The organism is Nitrosomonas sp. (assembly GCA_031316255.1).
Classification (GTDB): domain Bacteria; phylum Pseudomonadota; class Gammaproteobacteria; order Burkholderiales; family Nitrosomonadaceae; genus Nitrosomonas.
The window spans coordinates 903,209-924,929 of the sequence record JALDQW010000001.1; the positions used below are offsets into that span (position 1 = coordinate 903,209).

The 21,721-nt window shown below is 49.0% G+C and carries 5 protein-coding genes; all 5 read right to left on the bottom strand.

Going from position 1 to position 21,721, the window contains the following annotated elements:
• Positions 1 to 57 precede the first annotated feature (57 nt).
• Complete coding sequence (locus MRK00_04185; protein MDR4516570.1) at positions 58 to 3,090, bottom strand: EAL domain-containing protein; 3,033 nt, start codon at positions 3,088 to 3,090, stop codon at positions 58 to 60.
• Positions 3,087 to 16,163 (bottom strand): tandem-95 repeat protein, encoded by a 13,077-nt coding sequence (locus MRK00_04190; protein MDR4516571.1) that lies wholly within the window; start codon positions 16,161 to 16,163, stop codon positions 3,087 to 3,089. Before MRK00_04190 ends, MRK00_04185 begins: the two co-directional genes overlap by 4 nt.
• 145 nt (positions 16,164 to 16,308) lie before the next feature.
• A complete protein-coding gene (locus MRK00_04195; protein MDR4516572.1) occupies positions 16,309 to 17,796 on the bottom strand; it encodes a TolC family protein in 1,488 nt (495 codons plus the stop codon).
• Between the two features lie 289 nt (positions 17,797 to 18,085).
• Positions 18,086 to 20,053: a biotin/lipoyl-binding protein gene (locus MRK00_04200; GenBank protein ID MDR4516573.1), complete on the bottom strand. Its 1,968-nt coding sequence runs from the start codon at positions 20,051 to 20,053 to the stop codon at positions 18,086 to 18,088.
• A gap of 307 nt (positions 20,054 to 20,360) precedes the next feature.
• A complete protein-coding gene (locus tag MRK00_04205) occupies positions 20,361 to 21,710 on the bottom strand; it encodes an HlyD family efflux transporter periplasmic adaptor subunit (protein MDR4516574.1) in 1,350 nt (449 codons plus the stop codon).
• Between the last annotated feature and the right edge of the window lie 11 nt (positions 21,711 to 21,721).

Sequence of the window (21,721 nt, forward strand, 5' to 3'; positions counted from 1 at the left end):
ATATTATTTCTGAGAATTTGTAAATTAATGTCAAATTTGTGGTTACTTCAGAGCTTCTTATACTGCAAGCTTTAACTTAATTTCATTGACACGCGACGTCTGTGTCTCAAGCATTTTATACATATCGTCATTAGTGATGGGACGGCTGATAAAATACCCTTGAATCTCATCGCATTTTAACTTCGATAGTTGATAATACTGATTCTCCGTCTCTACACCTTCCGCCACAGTGGAAAAACCCATGCGCCTGGCCATATCAATAATTAATGAAACGATACTGTCACTCGCTGTATTTGGTTTGATTTCCTGAATAAATGAACTGTCAATTTTGATAATGTCTACCGGAAGTTTATGAATATATTGTAATGATGAGTATCCCGTACCAAAATCGTCTAAAGCTATCTTTACGCCCAGGTCGTTTAATTCTTTAATTATTGTGATCGTACGTTCCATATCCTGCATAATTGTACTTTCGGTAATTTCAAGAATTAAATTTTTTGCAGGCACTCCATTTTCATGCAGACATTCGATAATCTTTTTTGCCAAATCTTTTTGCCTGAATTGAATTGTCGATAAATTTACAGAAATAGAAATATCGGTAGAGAATTCGCTTCTCCATTTCGCGAGTTGCCGAACAGATTCACGCAATGCCCATTCACCCAGAGAAACAATTAATTCACTTTCTTCAGCGACTTCAATAAAACTAGCAGGTGTTAGTAGCCCTTTTTTAGGGTGATTCCAACGCAGTAAGGCTTCAACTTTGTTAATTCTCCCTTGGGTTATATCTACAATGGGCTGATAATATACTTCAAATTCATTGTGTTTGATCGCATTCATTATTTCGGATTCGGTATTCAATTGATCAAAAAAATGACCGTTCATTTTTTCTGAATAAAATTGACAACTGTTTTTTCCCATTAATTCGGCACAATCACGCGCCTGATCGGCAAACTTGATTAAGTTATCGGAGTGCCTTTCATCTGTCGGGAAAACACTGACTCCAATCATGCTATCAACCTGTATATTTATGTCCTCAATCTTGACTGGTTGATCAAAGACATTTCTTACGCGGTTCACAATCCATGTAATTGTTTGATCCTTCTGGATTCCGGGGACAACTATATAAAAGTTTTCATCATTTTTTCTGGATAATAGAGAATTCGAAATACCTAAACCTGTATCCGAAGAAATAGTATCAGAAGAACGCAAGACTTCAGTGAGTCTTCGCGTAATTTCTATAATTAACTTTTCTGCGGATTTATGTCCAAGAGTGCTGTTAATTCGCCTATAAGGATTAAACTTTAGCGATAACAAAGCAATCTTGCGCTTTGTTCGAGAAGCATTGGTTATCAGCGCTTGTAATCGATCACGCAATAACGCGTGACTCGGCAATCCGGTCACTGCATCGTAGTTTAAGTAATATTGCAGCGCCGCTTTCTTCTCTTTATCCAATGTTTCAAGTTCTTTGATTCTTGCATGTAAAAAGGCATTGTCTGTAATCAAACTGCTGTTGTCAGTCGATGAACCACTACTATCATTCTCACTGGCCGGTTCTGATGCTATCTCTACCTGATTTTCATCGGAATCTATTACATCATCAGTCCATACAATAACGCGATTTCGTCCATTCTTTTTTGCGAAATACAGCGCTTTATCAGCAAGATCTATCATTTCGTTGGGATTCTGTGCATTGTCCTGAGTTGACGAAATACCCAGACTAATAGTAACTTTATCAATACCTATTGCATGATATTCTTTGGATTCCATGACATTGACACGGATTCTTTCTGCAATTTTTAATACTTTATCCGCATCGATATCTGGTAACACGAGACAGAATTCTTCGCCACCATAACGTCCAACCAAATCATTTTCACGCAGATTTTCCTTAATGATAGCTGCGACGAGCTTAATGACTTCATCACCGGTCTGATGCCCGTAAGTATCATTCACTGCTTTAAAATGATCGATATCGAGCATAATGCAAAACAAATTTGCTTTCTGACAAACTGCTTCCTCAAATGCTTTTTTGAAATATAAAAACAACGCTCTTCGGTTGTAGCAACCGGTCAGTGGGTCAATTTCGGCCAGCATTTTCAGCTCATTATTTTGCCGCGAGATTTCAACCTTTGAAAGCTCCAGCTCTGTAAGCATATTTTTTAGTTTCTGATTGTTGTTTTCAAACTCGGTAACATCATCGAATGTGACTAATACACCCTTACATTCATCACCGCCCATTATGGGCGAGCAGTTCGTTGAAAGTATGCGCACTTCTCCCAGACAATTAAAAGTCAGAAATGTATCCGTCTCAGGATTGCCGTTTTTTATCGTACTCAGCCAGGGATGCATCCAATCTGGTTTCATTTGTTCAACGGAAAATCTGCCCCAACCCAGATCAGAGGCATATTTACCGAGAAGTCGGTCAAAATCAATACCCGTAATATTACTGAAAGCGTTGTTGGCCATAACTATCTGGCCTTGAGCATCCAGTATGAGTACGCCTTCAGTTAAAGTATCAAAGGCGGATTTGACCCGCTCCGGGATAACATTGGAAGGATTCAGCTCCTTTAAAGTGCGTTTCAAGATGAAACGGAAACTGTAGAACCCAACAATCAAGACAAATATTGCAATGCCCCAAATCGAGTTCTTAATTATGTTATAAATATCGTCTCCGTACACTGGTGCATAACTGAGTTCGACTGTACCCCAAAGTTGATTGCCTTGTGCGATCGGCACTTGCACAGACGACCAAGTAGAACGGCCATCCGAAGTTCCTTGCCAAGTCTGTTCATGATTTTCCGTGGTGACAAGTAATGAGCCATCTGCTTTGCGAATCGCGCCGGAAAGTATTTCCGGATTTCTTTCAACAAGTGATTTAAGTGTAATTTCAATCTCTTTAAAGTTTTTTTGTTCAGCAGCAAGTGTAAATTGTACAGCCAGAGACTCTGATAAATGTTTTCTGGCATTGAGTGCAATTTGTGATTTGTCAGGCACAATACCTAATAACTCTCCTACTAATAGAATGCTGATAGCCAGTGCAACAAGGCTTATGCTCAAACGTGTTATCGGGTGAAATAATGGCTTCTTCATTTTGATTGATTCGGTTTATCAGCGTCTTTTTTTTCGAATAATTCTTCAGCTGTCTGATCAGGTAGCGAATCCAATGCTTCTTTGTCAGCGGGATGATCTACGCCTTGTGCCGTGTTGTTGGCAATTAAAATTGACAATGGGTCAATGCTTTTCCAAGCAGGTAGAATAGACAAAAAACTGCTTAGAAAGGCACCTGCACGCATAAGCCATGCTACAAACCCTACAGACAACGAAACTCCAGTGCCTATTGCCAAATTTGCAACGAAAGTATTTGCGGCCGCGTCAGAGTCAAATGTTTTTTGTAAATCAGCTTGCATGAGTTCAATTTTTTTCCATAATGTTTGATTGTTTTTTATGGACTCGTATTCTTGAGCAGTGAGTGACAACCTAAAGTGCTCACCTCCGGGTATTGAATTAATTTCTTTATCAGGAAATAAGTTCGATAAATCATCGGCAAGTCTTTGGTTTATCACAATGGTGATTTTCATGGGTCTTTCTGAATCAGAATTAACCGATTTCGTCACTTCATTTGCTGACGAATCAATTGGTTGTGTTTTTTGATCACCAGCGGGTATTAAAGATTCAAAGGTAACTGGTTGTGTTGGCTGTGTTTGTGTCGGTGAATCAACAGGCGTGAATTCAAATGTCGAAACTGTAACTGATGTGTTAGTCGTTGTCTTCGCAGTTGATCCTGACTCAGGAATTGGTGCAGGCACAAGTGTTGCAGACTGACCAGGTCCGGTTGTGATATCTACGTCGGGATTCTGATCAGAATCCGGTGTTGGTTCTGGGTTTATTGTTGGATCTGTATCAGGCGTCGGATCTGGAACAATTTCCGGATTATCAGACCCTGGATCGGGATCGGAATCGGGTTCAGGTGTTGGGTCGGGTTCCTCTGTAGGGTCTAAATCCGTTGCTGGATTTGGGTCAGTAGTTGGCACAGGCTCACTGGCTGTTTTAATCACCGAGATGGTAACAAAATCGACGTCAGTCGCGCTGTTGGCGTCCGTGCTGGTGACCGTCAGCGTGTCGCTGCCAACAAAGTTCAGGTTGCCCTGGTAACTCAGGCTGGCCAATGTCGCGTTAATGTCTGTTTGCGTGCCGGACAGCGTCAAGGTGCTGCTGTTGTTCGCGCCTGCGCTGATGGATGCAGCACCTGACAGGGTAACGTTCAGCGTGCCGCTGGTCACCGCCAGCTGTACCGTCGACAGGTTGCCATCAACATCGGCCACCGATATCCCGCTGATGTTCAACGCGGTATTTTCATTGACGGCCTGCGCGCCGGGTACGGTGTTTACCGGCGCATCGTTGACGCTATTGACCGTAATGGCCACGGTGTCGGTATCGGTTGCGCTGTCGGCGTCGGTACTGATCATGGTCAGGGTGTCGTTGCCGTTAAAGTTCAGCCCGCCCTGGTAGCTCAGACTGGCAAGGGTTGCGTTGATGTCGGTCAGGCTGCCCGAAAGTGTCAGCGTGTTACTGTTGTTCGCGCCTGCGCTGATACTGGCGGCACCGCTCAAGGTGACGTTCAATGTCCCACTGGTCACGGACAACTGTATCGTCGACAGGTTGTCATCTGCATCGGCGACCGAGATGCCGGCGATTGCCAGACTGGTGTCTTCGTTCACCGTCTGCGCGCCCGGTACGGTGTTTATCGGTGCATCGTTGACGCCTACCATACTTACCGTCACCGTGGCGGTATTGCTGTATTCCGTGCCATCCTCTGCTACCACGTACAAAACTCGGTTGGTAAGGTCGGGAACTTCAGAGGTGTTGTTATATTGTATGGTGCGTAATACTTGTTGATAATTGGCAATCGAATCAGAGTTGCTCAGCGTAAGAACACCAGTACCACTATCGTACACAGCAACAATAGATGTTCCCGAAGTATCTGCAGTTAACAGTTCACTGGTTCCATCAAGAGGGTTGGACAGGGTGACCGTTAACCCCACCAAGTTTCCACCGTCCACGTCGATTAAAGACGCATCAATCACATCGGCTAATGAAACCGCTCCACCGTTTTCCGTAAAAGTGATTAGAAAATCTGCACTGCTAGCGCCTGAGCTATCATCGGCATCCAAATCGATAACCGGCGCATCGTTGACGCTATTGACCGTAATGGCCACGGTGTCGGTATCGGTTGCGCTGTCGGCGTCGGTGCTGATCATGGTCAGGGTGTCGTTGCCGTTAAAGTTCAGCCCGCCCTGGTAGCTCAGGCTGGCAAGCGTGGCGTTGATGTCGGTCAGGCTGCCCGAAAGTGTCAGCGTGTTACTGTTGTTCGCGCCCGCGCTGATACTGGCCGCACCGCTCAAGGTGACGTTCAATGTCCCACTGGTCACGGACAATTGTACCGTCGACAGGTTGTCATCTGCATCGGCGACCGAAATGCCGGCGATACCAAGCGCCGTGTCCTCGTTCACCGTCTGCGCGCCCGGCACCGTGTTCACCGGCGAAGCATTGACGTTGTTGACGGTGATGCCAACGGTATCGACGTCGGTCGCGCTGTTGGCGTCCGTGCTGGTGACCGTCAACGTGTCGCTGCCAACAAAGTTCAGGTTGCCCTGGTAACTCAGGCTGGCCAGTGTGGCGTTAATGTCTGTTTGCGTGCCGGACAGCGTCAAGGTGTTGGTGTTGTTCGCACCTGCGCTGATGGATGCAGCACCGGACAGGGTCACGTTCAGCGTGCCGCTGGTTACCGCCAGCTGTACCGTGGACAGATTGCCGTCAACATCGGCCACCGATATCCCGCTGATGCTCAACGCAGTATTTTCATTGACGGCCTGCGCGCCGGGCACGGTGTTTACCGGTGCGTCATTGACGCTATTGACCGTGATGGCCACGGTGTCGGTATCGGTTGCGCTGTCGGCGTCGGTGCTGATCATGGTCAGGGTGTCGTTGCCGTTAAAGTTCAGCCCGCCCTGGTAGCTCAGGCTGGCAAGCGTGGCGTTGATGTCGGTCAGGCTGCCCGAAAGTGTCAGCGTGTTACTGTTGTTCGCGCCCGCGCTGATACTGGCCGCACCGCTCAAGGTGACGTTCAATGTCCCACTGGTCACGGACAATTGTACCGTCGACAGGTTGTCATCTGCATCGGCGACCGAAATGCCGGCGATACCAAGCGCCGTGTCCTCGTTCACCGTCTGCGCGCCCGGCACCGTGTTCACCGGCGAAGCATTGACGTTGTTGACGGTGATGCCAACGGTATCGACGTCGGTCGCGCTGTTGGCGTCCGTGCTGGTGACCGTCAACGTGTCGCTGCCAACAAAGTTCAGGTTGCCCTGGTAACTCAGGCTGGCCAGTGTGGCGTTAATGTCTGTTTGCGTGCCGGACAGCGTCAAGGTGTTGGTGTTGTTCGCACCTGCGCTGATGGATGCAGCACCGGACAGGGTCACGTTCAGCGTGCCGCTGGTTACCGCCAGCTGTACCGTGGACAGATTGCCGTCAACATCGGCCACCGATATCCCGCTGATGCTCAACGCAGTATTTTCATTGACGGCCTGCGCGCCGGGCACGGTGTTTACCGGTGCGTCATTGACGCTATTGACCGTGATGGCCACGGTGTCGGTATCGGTTGCGCTGTCGGCGTCGGTGCTGATCATGGTCAGGGTGTCGTTGCCGTTAAAGTTCAGCCCGCCCTGGTAGCTCAGGCTGGCAAGCGTGGCGTTGATGTCGGTCAGGCTGCCCGAAAGTGTCAGCGTGTTACTGTTGTTCGCGCCCGCGCTGATACTGGCCGCACCGCTCAAGGTGACGTTCAATGTCCCACTGGTCACGGACAATTGTACCGTCGACAGGTTGTCATCTGCATCGGCGACCGAAATGCCGGCGATACCAAGCGCCGTGTCCTCGTTCACCGTCTGCGCGCCCGGCACCGTGTTCACCGGCGAAGCATTGACGTTGTTGACGGTGATGCCAACGGTATCGACGTCGGTCGCGCTGTTGGCGTCCGTGCTGGTGACCGTCAACGTGTCGCTGCCAACAAAGTTCAGGTTGCCCTGGTAACTCAGGCTGGCCAGTGTGGCGTTAATGTCTGTTTGCGTGCCGGACAGCGTCAAGGTGTTGGTGTTGTTCGCACCTGCGCTGATGGATGCAGCACCGGACAGGGTCACGTTCAGCGTGCCGCTGGTTACCGCCAGCTGTACCGTGGACAGATTGCCGTCAACATCGGCCACCGATATCCCGCTGATGCTCAACGCAGTATTTTCATTGACGGCCTGCGCGCCGGGCACGGTGTTTACCGGTGCGTCATTGACGCTATTGACCGTGATGGCCACGGTGTCGGTATCGGTTGCGCTGTCGGCGTCGGTGCTGATCATGGTCAGGGTGTCGTTGCCGTTAAAGTTCAGCCCGCCCTGGTAGCTCAGGCTGGCAAGCGTGGCGTTGATGTCGGTCAGGCTGCCCGAAAGTGTCAGCGTGTTACTGTTGTTCGCGCCCGCGCTGATACTGGCCGCACCGCTCAAGGTGACGTTCAATGTCCCACTGGTCACGGACAATTGTACCGTCGACAGGTTGTCATCTGCATCGGCGACCGAAATGCCGGCGATACCAAGCGCCGTGTCCTCGTTCACCGTCTGCGCGCCCGGCACCGTGTTCACCGGCGAAGCATTGACGTTGTTGACGGTGATGCCAACGGTATCGACGTCGGTCGCGCTGTTGGCGTCCGTGCTGGTGACCGTCAACGTGTCGCTGCCAACAAAGTTCAGGTTGCCCTGGTAACTCAGGCTGGCCAGTGTGGCGTTAATGTCTGTTTGCGTGCCGGACAGCGTCAAGGTGTTGGTGTTGTTCGCACCTGCGCTGATGGATGCAGCACCGGACAGGGTCACGTTCAGCGTGCCGCTGGTTACCGCCAGCTGTACCGTGGACAGATTGCCGTCAACATCGGCCACCGATATCCCGCTGATGCTCAACGCAGTATTTTCATTGACGGCCTGCGCGCCGGGCACGGTGTTTACCGGTGCGTCATTGACGCTATTGACCGTGATGGCCACGGTGTCGGTATCGGTTGCGCTGTCGGCGTCGGTGCTGATCATGGTCAGGGTGTCGTTGCCGTTAAAGTTCAGCCCGCCCTGGTAGCTCAGGCTGGCAAGCGTGGCGTTGATGTCGGTCAGGCTGCCCGAAAGTGTCAGCGTGTTACTGTTGTTCGCGCCCGCGCTGATACTGGCCGCACCGCTCAAGGTGACGTTCAATGTCCCACTGGTCACGGACAATTGTACCGTCGACAGGTTGTCATCTGCATCGGCGACCGAAATGCCGGCGATACCAAGCGCCGTGTCCTCGTTCACCGTCTGCGCGCCCGGCACCGTGTTCACCGGCGAAGCATTGACGTTGTTGACGGTGATGCCAACGGTATCGACGTCGGTCGCGCTGTTGGCGTCCGTGCTGGTGACCGTCAACGTGTCGCTGCCAACAAAGTTCAGGTTGCCCTGGTAACTCAGGCTGGCCAGTGTGGCGTTAATGTCTGTTTGCGTGCCGGACAGCGTCAAGGTGTTGGTGTTGTTCGCACCTGCGCTGATGGATGCAGCACCGGACAGGGTCACGTTCAGCGTGCCGCTGGTTACCGCCAGCTGTACCGTGGACAGATTGCCGTCAACATCGGCCACCGATATCCCGCTGATGCTCAACGCAGTATTTTCATTGACGGCCTGCGCGCCGGGCACGGTGTTTACCGGTGCGTCATTGACGCTATTGACCGTGATGGCCACGGTGTCGGTATCGGTTGCGCTGTCGGCGTCGGTGCTGATCATGGTCAGGGTGTCGTTGCCGTTAAAGTTCAGCCCGCCCTGGTAGCTCAGGCTGGCAAGCGTGGCGTTGATGTCGGTCAGGCTGCCCGAAAGTGTCAGCGTGTTACTGTTGTTCGCGCCCGCGCTGATACTGGCCGCACCGCTCAAGGTGACGTTCAATGTCCCACTGGTCACGGACAATTGTACCGTCGACAGGTTGTCATCTGCATCGGCGACCGAAATGCCGGCGATACCAAGCGCCGTGTCCTCGTTCACCGTCTGCGCGCCCGGCACCGTGTTCACCGGCGAAGCATTGACGTTGTTGACGGTGATGCCAACGGTATCGACGTCGGTCGCGCTGTTGGCGTCCGTGCTGGTGACCGTCAACGTGTCGCTGCCAACAAAGTTCAGGTTGCCCTGGTAACTCAGGCTGGCCAGTGTGGCGTTAATGTCTGTTTGCGTGCCGGACAGCGTCAAGGTGTTGGTGTTGTTCGCACCTGCGCTGATGGATGCAGCACCGGACAGGGTCACGTTCAGCGTGCCGCTGGTTACCGCCAGCTGTACCGTGGACAGATTGCCGTCAACATCGGCCACCGATATCCCGCTGATGCTCAACGCAGTATTTTCATTGACGGCCTGCGCGCCGGGCACGGTGTTTACCGGTGCGTCATTGACGCTATTCACCGTGATGGCCACGGTGTCGGTGTCGCTGGCGGTCACCGGAGCGGTTACCAGTTTGTTAATATCGTCTGCAGAAAGCGCCCGATTGTAAATTCTGGTGTCGTCCATCAGTCCCTTAAAAGTACTACCGCCGTTTGGATGAGCACCGATTCTGGTGACACCGGTCGGACTACCGGGGTCATTCAACGTCCAGGTAACAGTAGATAACTCAGCCCCATCGAGATAAAGCGCGGCCGTTGAAGTGCCCTCATTCCAGGTAAATGCCACATGATGCCATCCGGTCCCGACTAGACTTGCGATCGCCTCAAAGGCATGCCAATTCGTTCCGTCGTGATACCAGCCAACCAGCTTATTGTTGGATGCGTTAAAATTAATTGAGCCTACGTACTCAACTTCGATAATACGGGGCCAACCGGATTGTGTCGCATCCATGTCAACCCAAGCCGCAAGAGTGAAGTCGACTGGATTGCCCAAAGAACTAATTATTTCCACATAATCATTCCCGTCAAAACTCAGAACATCTCCTCGCGTGCTATCGACAGTGGGCGTGGCTCCAATGACCGTACCATCGTTCGTCCCTACTGGGCTGCTATCGTTTCCTGGATCAGCAGCTTCAAATTGATAATGCCCTTGCAAATTAGCATCAAAATCTAAGGAATAGAGCGTTTGATCATAACTTGTGATAGTTAGCGTGTCGCTCCCGTTATAGTCGGGAGTGGGATTGTATTGCAAGCCATCCAGTGCAGCATTAATGTTTTCCACCGTTCCGGAGAATGACATGGACGTATCAGCCGTGCCGTCTCCTGTGGCAAAGGTCAACCCAGCCGTGCCTGAAAGGGTTACTGTTCCATTAGCGACGGAGAGAGTCACTACAAGAGCTGCTCCTGCATCATCTGCAATAGAAATCAGGTTACCATTTGCCGCATTGAACGTAAGAAGGGTGTCTTCGTTTGTGGCTTGCGTCCCCGGCACCGTGTTCACCGGAGCATCATTCACAGAGCTCACGGTAATAGCCACGGTGTCCACGTCCGTCGCGCTGTTGGCGTCAGTGCTCGTGATGGTGAGCGTATCGCTGCCATTGAAGTTCAAATTGCCTTGATACGTCAGACTGGCCAACGTGGCATTGATGTCCGCTTGGCTGCCGGAGAGTGTCAAGGTTTTGGAGCCATTCGCCCCGGCACTGATCGTGGCCGCACCCGACAAGGTTGCGGCCAATGTCCCGTTCGTCACCGCCAACTGCACCGTGGACAGATTACCGTCGACGTCATTCACACTGATCCCGGTGAGAGCCAGACTGGTATCTTCATTGACCGTCTGCGCCCCCGGCACCGTGTTCACTGGCGCGGTGTTGGCAATCGGACTAGTCCCGTTGTACTCATAGGCGCCGATGTCGTAACTGGCATCCCGGAAATATCCACGCTGATCTACCACCGGCGCATTGGTGGCAGAGCCTGCATTGATTGCGAGACTGCCTGCTTGCAGGGACATGGTCTGAGTCGCGCCGCCATTGTTGGCCAGGGTGTTGAGGAGTGGATTGACGTTCTGCTGGTCGGAAGCCACCCAGCCACTGTTGCCCGTTGTGTTACCGATGATGTTGTTGCCCAGGCTCGTGACCGCGCCGCTGATGTCTGGGTTCGGATTCGTGCCCGTGGCGGTGTTGCCGGCGACGATGGTGTTCAGCAGCGTGGTCGTCACGTTGCCCGCGCCCCTGAAGATGCCGCCGCCCTGGTTGGCGGTGTTGCCGGCGATGGTGACGTTAATCAGCGTGGCGGCCTGGCCGTTGTACAGGCCGCCGCCGTTGCCGCTGTTGGAGTTGCCGCTGATCGTCGTGTTGATCAAGGTCAGGTTGGCGTTGCTGCCGCTGCTCCAGATGCCCGCGCCTTGATTGCTGCCGGTATTGGCAGCGATGGTCGAATTGCTGATCACCAGGGTGTTGTTGCTGTAGATGCCGGCGCCGCTGGCGCCCGAATTGCCGGACACGGTGACGTTGTTGAGGAACGTCGTGCCGCTCGTGTACAAGCCACCGCCGGTGGTACTCGTGGTGGTGTTGTTGGCGATCACGCTGTCCCACAGCGTCAGAGACGTACTGCCGTTCGCGAGGATGCCGCCGCCGTTGCTGATGTTCCCGCCCGTCACCGTGATGCCGCTGAAGTAGGCTGACGTGCCGGTTCCCGAAACCTCGAACACACGGTCGTTGAGGCCCGTGGCATTGACAATAGTGGACGAAGCACCGGTGCCAATCAGAGTCAGGTTCTGCAGGATGTCTAGGTCGCCGGTGGCTGCGGCATTTTCGCCAGAGCCTGCAATCATTAGGGTATAGGTTCCAGAGGACAGGAAGATGGTATCCTGCCCCGCCGTGTTATTGGTAGCAATAATTGCCTCGCGTAATGAGATCTTGCCATCCGAACCCTTACTTGCGAGCAGGTTGGCGATGGAGGTGGTATTACCGTCGACTGTATCATTGGTGGTATCCACGATGAGCGCGCTGGCGGCTGTAACGTTGGCTGCGAACTCGGATGTGGACCCGTAGGCGCCACCAGCCTTCATCACCGTGGCGGTGGCGGAGATGACCTGGCCGGCAGTCACCGCCTTGTCGAAGTTAGCCACGAACTGGGCGTTGCCGCTGCCGTCGGTGAACACCGTCGTATAGCCAAGATAGGTCTGCCCCTCGCCATAGCCAGTGGAATCCCCAGACGAGTTGGAGAAGAACTCCAACCGCAGAGTCGTATAGGCCGTGCTATTAATCGAACCGGCAATCGCGATTGTCGTTCCATCAGTACCTGCTGCGGACAGTACCGGATAATTTTGCAGGTCATTGGCCCCGGTATCGGCATCTCCGGCGTCATTGGTCGTCACGCCAAACCCATCTTCCGTCCCTCCACTCAGATCAATGCCTAAACCCGTGTTGGAATAGATCTGATTATCTAATATCGAATTTCCAGTCACCGTGCTTCCATTCACAGTAATCCCATCAAGGTTATTAAAAGCAATCACATTGCCTTCGCCAGCACCTGTACCACCAATCAGATGATTGGTTCCTAAAGTGGAAATTGCGATGCCATTGCCTAAATTACCTAAATCCAATGTTCCCGTGGAATCCGTCCCAATATAGTTACCCTGCACCGTATAGCTGGACGCGGAATAGAGAAGGATACCCTGATTGGTATTTCCACCAATCACGTTCCCTTCGTTGGCTCCCGTCCCGCCGATGATTCCATTACTCGACCCGCTCCAGGTTTGAATGCCTTGCGAATTGGCAATCGTTCCCGTACCAGTTGCATTCACCCCGATATAATTCCCCTGAATAATCGTCCCGAATGAACCTTCATCACGAATCCCAGCGCCCGTATTACCAGCTATGACATTACGAGCACTAATCGTGCCGCCGCCAATCAGAGCGTTCGTTGAACTCACCACACGAATCCCGTTCTGCCCATTTCCCAAATCGACAAGGCCAGTGACATCGGTCCCAATGTAGTTCCCAGCAATCGTGTTGTTGTCGGAGTAATTGACCTCAAGCCCATCCCCGCCAAAGCGATTGATCACCAGACCTTGGACTGTGCTCCCATTACTGCCTGCCACCAGCCGTAAACCATCGATACCAGCCCCAGCAACGATCCCGTTCAATTCAATGATGGGGGTTCCAGCATAATTCGGTTCTGAGGTGCCATCGATGATAATCGTGTCGGTAATATCTGGCAGGGCGGAAAGCACATCGATCGTATGCGCCCCACTGACTAACGGATCAGAAATGTTGAAATCGATAGTATCCATCCCAGTGGTGTTGTTGGCCGCAATAATCGCTTCTCGTAAGGAAATGGAGGCGTCAGCACCGAGATTGGCGTTCAGCCATTCGATATCATAGTTGCCATCCCCAGCAACGATACCGCTGTCATTGTTGTCCGTAGTCGTCGTCACCGTCAGCGTGTTCGCCACATCCGTAACGGTCACATTGATCGTTTGCGTATCAGTCCCGCCATTCCCATCGGAAACCAACACGATGACTTCATACACATTGTCCCCATTGAAGTCAGCAGGCGTTTCATAGTCCGGGGCTGCCAAAAAGACTAGGTTGCCGGTGGCGCTGTTAATACTAAACTTGGCAGCATCCGCTCCGCCGCTGATGGAATAGACCGCTGTGCCACCATCGATATCCGTCGAGGTGACCGTGGTGACTGCCGTGGTGTTTTCAGCCACGTTAATGTTGGCCGTATTGCCTCCACCATTACTTGAAATAATGGGGTTATCATTGACGCTATTGACCGTGATCGCCACCGTATCGGTGTCATTTAGGGCAAGATCATTGGCCAGCTTGGCAACTTCGCTAGCGCTCAGCGCACGATCGTAAATACGCGCATCATCAATCTTCCCTGCATAGTTGAAATTGGTATTCCCGTTCGCGTGTTTGCCGATATAGGTGTCAGTTCCAAGTGTATAGTTAATACTATCCGTGGTTGACAGTGTAGCGACCGCTGCTCCATCTAAATATAAAGTCGCTACATTAGCCGTATCATTAAACGTGAACGCAAGGTGATGCCAGCCCGCTCCAGCCAGCGTACCCGTGAATTGCACAGGTGGCCAGGTCCCACCCGCATAATAGGTGCCCACCAATCGCCCTGCACTATCCGCCACAAGCGACACACTGTCACCAAGCGAAATGACCATGGCGCCACTTGAACCAGCCGATGTCAGATTAACCCACGCGGCTAGCGTTACATTCGATGGTTTGCCAAAGAGCCCTGTGACTTTGACATAATCATTCACACCATCAAGACTGAGAACTTGGCCGCGAGTCCCATCGGTGACGATGGTGGCCCCATTTGTTAATGTGCCGTTCTGTGCGGTGCCGGGGGCGACATCGTTGGCGTTGCCCTCGAAGGTATAGCGAGCCTGGAGATTGGCATCGATCTCGAGCGAAACCAAGGTGCTGTTCGCGGTGCTGAGGGTCAACGTTGCGCTACCGTTATAGTCAGCCGTGGGATCGTATTGCAGGCCATCCAGCGCGGCATTGATATTACCGACTGTGCCCGAGAATGTCATGGTGGTATCCGCCGTGCCGTCCCCGGCGGTAAACGTCAAGCCGGTTGTGCCAGAAAGTGTGGTGGTGCCGTTATCGACCGATAGGGTGACCACCAGGTTTTCACCTGATTTATCGGTGATGGAGATCAAATTACTGTTAGCTGAATTAAACGTAAGGGTTGTATCTTCGTTGGTTGTTTGCCCCCCGGGAACGCTATTCGCTAGAGAGTAATTAGTTGCAAGCGTCGTTATTTCACCGGTGGTCAGGGCGTGATCATACACTCGGACATCATCAATCAAACCAGTGAATTCCCCGCCAATTAATCCGTTGTCATAGGCTCCGATTTGAAGTCCAGAGACATTTAAAAGATTACTGAAAAATTGAGTGGATGAAGCATTTCCATTTGTATAGCTCACTGCCGAACCAGTAAGGGCAATCCCATCAACATACAGTTGGTTCCCGCTTCCATTCGTAGTCAAAGCTATATGATGCCAGGCTCCATCATTTAGTGCGACCGTCGATTTCTCCAGAATACGAGTAATCCCATTGACTGTCACTTGCCAATTCAGCAATCCATTATTCACAAATAATGCAGCAAAATTGCTATTTCCGCCGTCATTTAGATCAAAAATGGTGCCGCGAGTAGTGTTGGTGAATTTTACCCAAGCGGATACCGTCCCTTTTGTCATCCCCGAAAACGAACTGGCATGGGCGGAAAGATCAACAAAATCGCCTGTCCCATCCAACGACAGTTTTCCTTCCCCAACTTGATCCGTGGAATCGGTGGTGTCGATCACAGCATTGCCACTCAATGTTCCATCGTAATTATTCCCACTCGAGTCGGTGGCATCCGCATCGAAGGTCCAGTGACCGACCAATCCCGTCGTGACATCCAGAACGCCAGCAAATGCTTCCTGAGCAAGCGTGCTGACAACTATCTTACTTTCAATCACGCCAGTTTGGACTTCGAGTTCCCAGTCGCCCCCCAGCGCCGAACTGCCGGTTAAATCGTTACTGGCGGCAATATCCGCACCGGTCAATTCTGCAAGTAATTCCGCTGCTTCTTGTCCAATCTTTCCTTCGCCAAAATTACAACCATAGATGAGAAAATCGGCTTCTGCGGTTAATGCCTGGTTGATAATGGCCAATTCATCGGCGTATTCCCCTCGCATGGATTCTGTAGACAACACTCCTGTGCCTAAAAACAGTTCCGCCTGATTGCCATGAGAAATAATATGAATCGCATCTACCGACTGCTGCTGAGTAAGATAGGCTGCAATTTGTTCGATACCATCTTGCTGACTGTCCAACAAGACAACCTGTATGTTCAGATCTATTCCAGTCAGGATAGTTTGATAATCTTCGACGCTGGTATCGACAAATACGATTTCATTAGTCAGGCCGTTCGGCACGACATAATTGGCCAGCTGTTCCGTTAGATTTGCTGCATTTGCAGTATTGTTTATGATCTTTTCGTCATTGCCATTCTCAACAATTGCCGGTTCATCTTCTGATGCTACTGGAATTAACGTTTCTACGATAGATGCGTCCGCAACATCTGCTGCTGTACTCACTGCGGCACCATCGAACATAAACCTTGGCTCAAGCTGCCATATAATACCTAATGATGTTCCGGATTTTGACGATTTCAATTTCAAGTTCTACCTGTTCAGAAAATTTATTGTGAAAACAACTCACAAGTTTACCTTGATCAAACCAATGAGCTTCATCTCATCAATAACGTCAATTTAGGAGTCGACTTAATTCACTGATCACTGGAACCGGCTATGAATTCAGAAAAACTCAGCGTTTTGACCAATGTTCAATCAGCTGCGCAGTCAATTCCGGCAAATTATTGCTGTTCAGATCTGCCGGAATAGGATCAAGTCCCAAAGAAACATAAATACCGGCATACGCATTTTCAAGATCAGCGTATATCGCGTCGTTACGCAGCTCTGCAAGCATCGTGTTCATTTCTTCACGTATTAAGGCGTGCCCGCTGATCTTTCCAAGATAAGCTTCAATTCGTGATTGCTCGATTATTTTTTCCTGCGCTTTGAAGTAATCATACGCGGCGCGGTACTCTTCACTAATGCTGCTGAACTGTGCCAGGCTGACATGAACTTGAGCTAGTACAGCCATGCTCATGGCCAATCGTTGGGTATTAAGTAATTGTTCTTGTGCGCCAAGCTCGTTCAGTTTGGCCGGCATGGAAATCAGACTGATCAAGTTCCAGGATAATTGCGAACCAATACTCAACCAGTCTCCGTTAAAAAGGAAGCTGTTTGAATTGTAATTGTAGTCTCCTCTGAGTTCGATGCCGGGAAGCATCTGCAGTATGGCTGCTTTTGTCTCTTTCGCATTTGCACGCTTTTGGTAAAATAATTCTCGTAATTCCGGACGGCTTTCCAGCGCAATCTGCTCCAGGGTTTCGATATCAAGTTCCAGCTTTTTGGTAAACTCACCGCGTTCCGGGATTACGAGATTAAATTCCACGCCCGGCTTAATATTCATTAGCACGGCCAGTTGCGATTTTGCTAGGGACAAATTCCGTTGTAACCAGCTAATCTCACGTTCGATACCGAGCATGTCGCGCCTGAAAATAAAACTGTTCTTGGGATTATTGAGTTTTTCAAGTTCGATTCGGTCATTTTGTTCTATGGATTTGTGGACTTTTTCCTTCAGGCGCTTCATGCGTATATTCAAGCGCTCATAGCTAACAGCACGCCAGTATGCCGACCGGACTTCCTGAACTATACGGTTGACTGTTTTTCGTTTCTGCTCTTCATGAATAAGCACGTTATCAGCCGCTTGTTGCGCACGGTAATACGAGACTCCGAAATCGAGGATATTCCAACTTAATCCGAGTACACTGGAGAATACATCCTTGTTAGAAGATGTGGATGGCTCTAGTGTTGTCCGCCCCGTGAGCAGTGACCGGCTTCTTGCGCCGCTGAAATTGCTGCGGGAATTGTAATTAAGATCGACCACCAGCTTTGGAAGCATTTCGTAGCTTTTTAAATTCAACTGTTTTTGTGATAAAGCTATGCGCGTTAACTCTATTTGCAGATTAAGATTGCTTTTCAATGCGCGCGCTGTTGCTTCTTCCAGTGAAATAGGTCCGAGAATGGGTGTTTGATCATCCTGCAGAAATTGTAGATCTTGCGAGACTCTTTCTTTGTTCTCTTGTTCAGTCACGACCTTGGGTTGTATTGCACACCCGGATATCAATATGAATGTCAACAGAATAGTCAGAGCATTTTTGGTTAACAACGCATTATCATAAAACATTTTTCTATTTCACTTTGGTACAGGCCACAAGGTATATCAGTTAATATGAGATTCCCAATGCAGAAACATGCGAAACACGTTTCTTTAAAAAATATGTTCTCGAAAATAAACTATACAGGTGATGGCGCGAATTGATAGCGACGAAAAGAAGGCGTTTTTCTTTTCTTTAAGGGAATGTTGCTCGACAGTTAATGCAGGGCAAAAATCCGAGTCGAGTTATTGCAACGATTCAAGGATTAACATGAGGGTGTTTATTGGCGGCAATTAACTTGTTGAAGTCAAAATATTTTTAGAATCCGCTTTCTCTTATAATGACGGACAATACGAGATCATGGACTCTTTCCGCGATTGAAACCGGTTCGGCTTTAATCGAAATAATGCCTCGAATTTCCTGCCCAATTACATTAGTTGTAACGTTATTAAGGCGAATTGCGTAAGCGGTAATTTCCGGCACAATCGCACCATTGCTGTGATGCTTAACCGCTACTTTTCCGCCATATGTTGAGGCAAGATATGTCAGCTCAAGGTTTTTGATGTTTCCCCAGTCAACGCGATGGATTGAGGCGGTTAATTTCGGCAGTAGCGGATCTTCTGGATAAAATGCAGCTTCCTGTCCTGATTCGATCCTGTCAATGTCATGCTCGAAAGCGATGCCTTTTATTTCGGGCATACCGGGTTCCATTATAAAAAAAAGCGGCATCGCATCATTTACCCATTGATGAACATGTATGGTTTCATCCATTTCTGCAATTTTTCCCGAAAATGGTGCGCGAAGAATGAGATTATTTTTACTTTTCAATAGACCCTCGAGTCTGCTGGACTCAGCGGCAATCTGTTCCATAATCACATTCAGATCATCTTTATCTCGTTGGTTTGTAACAGCGCGCATTGCGCGCAATTTAAAATAAGCAAGTTGATTTCGGGTCTGTTTGATTTCATACTCTAATTCAGGCGATTCCAAAGTCATCAAAATTTGATCTTTTTCAACGTCCTGTCCAAGCTGGACGTCTATAGTGAGAATTTGCCCGGGTTCTGAAGCGTAAATTGAAGCATATGACGATGAGGTTAATACACCCGGAATATGAATGTTGGAACTCCAGGGATAGAATAAAAGGCCAATTGACCCCAGCAGACATGCCCCCCAAATCCATAACCGGCCATTTTGATGGATTTTCTTTCTTAATAACCACCAGTGCTTTATTTCTTTATAAATAGGCATAAGAATCAATAAAATAATTTCAACAAAAAACAATAAAATGCCAAGCAACTTGAAGAAAAAGTGATAAACAAGTAATGCAATCCCGAGAAACAGTACCAATCGATAGAGCCAGGTCAGCCAGGCGTAACAAATAAGTTTTAATTCCATACCGGGCAAAAAATACTCAGGTTTCTCTTCGAGGGATCCAAACAAAAATTGCCGGGTTTTCCATTGTGCCAACCTGAATGAGCGCTGCTGGAGATTATCGATACCCCACCAATCTGACAAAATAAAATAGCCATCGAAACGCATAAATGGAGTGATATTAATGATCAGGCTGCTGACCAGGCTCGTGGTGGCGGTAATAAAACAAATACTCCGCAGCACGCCATCAGGTAGAAATGACCACAGAAACAGACATATGCCTGCAAGCAACAATTCATTAATCATTCCTGCAGCTGCAATGTGTATGCGTTGTTTTTTCGAACATAACCGCCAAGTATCGGTCATATCGCTATACAGTACCGGCATCATGACCATAAACGCCACCCCCATACTGGGTACTCTGCAGCCGTAGTGTTTTGCGGTATACGCATGTCCCAGTTCATGCAGGGTTTTGGTAAATATCAATGCGATCGCGTAAAGCAAAGCACCTTTGAAGGTAAAGAAATGCAAAAAGGTATTTAAAAATTCATCCCATTGTCGCGATACCAGATAACTTCCCATCACGCCAGTCAACACAAGAATGTAGAAGGTTAATGGCGTACATAATTTTTTTATTGCAGGGTAAGTTTTGTCCAGGAATAGATCTGGACGAAAAAGGGGCACTCTGAAGAACAAATAATTATTCAGGTATCTATACCAGCGGCTTGCGATGTGTTTTTTGTGCTGCGACAAGTATTTCAGAGACTGCTGAGTATGTGACTGTACGGTCAGTTGATTTTGATGCAAAAATTCGATTAAGGCAGACACATCTTCCTCGGTTGGCTGGAAAGCAGTTTCTTTTGTGATGTATTTTATTAACGCTCTGCCATCTCCAATTGACCAGTTTTTAAGCATATGAAAAACCAATATACCGATTCGAAAAAAACGGTTTGCAATTGGATCAAAAAGTGTCCACGCAGGGGTCCCATCATGGGCTTTCGGTGCTTGTAAAAGCTGTAAATCCGCTCTTATTTGCGGTAAAGTTTGTCCACTATCTAAAGACATATTTCTTTAATAAAAGAAAATGTGTGTAAAGATTTGTTGCTCTGAACATACGCAGCAATGGAAAAACTGATATGTAGCGATATGCACTGTTACGATCCTTAAGCGATTGATTGTGATTCTTAAGGTTAACCTTTGGAAGGTGTTGAGCGGATTTTCATCAGAAACCCAAATATTGTCGTACCGCAGCAAGCGGACGTCTGAACAAATAAAAGAATAGATTTACAGTGCGACCGTATATTTTTGCCGTACCTTGCCAGCCAATTCGTAAATTGCGTGATTCTTCAGTTAAATCGGCCTCTATTCTATAAACAAGAATATCCCCTGGAACAACTTCGGCCCGGAAACCAATATATGTCACAATCGCATCAATTGATCTGACTGGATTTACGTCAAGATATAATTTGACCGGCGCACCAATTTCGAACTCGATATTATTGTCCACTGGCAAATCAATGCGCAGCTTCAGTTTCTCAACATCCGCAATTTCCATCAATCTTTCCCCGGTTTTAACGGGGCGGCCGATCAAATCAGACTTGTCATTGAATAATAGAAAACCTTTTTTCTCGGCAACAACGTTGACATGGTTCAGTCTTTCCAGTGCATGGTCTCTTTTGATAATGACCAGATCGACCTTAGATTTCAGCAATGATACTTCGGCCTTGCTTTTCTGATCCTGAAAAGCGCCCTGGGTTGCTTTTCTCAACTCAGCTTGAGCAACCACAAGCGATTGCTCAGCAGCACTATATTCATTCCTGTAATTGGTATCTTCGTAATTAAATAATGTAACCCCCTGCGATACCATTTGATTCGGTTCAACCGAAACGGATGCGATGACGCCATCAATGGGCGCACTTACAATCCAGGGATCATCCGCTACCAGTTTAGCCGGACCCAGAGTTGAATGCTGAACCGGCAATAGCAATAAGGCCAATACAATACCGCCAAGTATCCAGGCTTTATTACGAGAAAACAGCCATGATCCGAATGATTTCTTTTTAATAAAATATCCCCAGGCATGTGCGTATGTCCTAGCCAATCTCCTGAGTAGCAATAGTTCATTTTCCTGCCATGCTGTTTCTCTCTCAAACCAGAGAACACCGATCAAATGACCATCCGGGAGTTCCAACTTAAGCAGAACAGGAAATGATAATGCATACAAATGCCAATCTTGCTGCAGGTCTGTTGAGAGTTGATCAGAATGAATTTGAACCGACAAATCGCCGGGTTTTTCTTTTAAAACCGCACTGATTACACGTTCTATCCAGTGAATTCTGGGTATGGAGCGGTCCACGAATGTGGAACCTGATGCACGAATCGTATGAAACTGTGTTTTTCTTTGGTCAACCAACTTGAAAAGAAAGGCGTGTCGATATTTGAGTAAACGCCTTGTTTCATTGACAATAAAATATTGCAGCGCCAGTAAATCTTCGCAGTTGCGGGCATCTTCTTCTAACTGAAGTAAAATGGATAATGAGTGATTATTGTCACTTTCTTGTTGAACGGTCATCTGTGATGAAA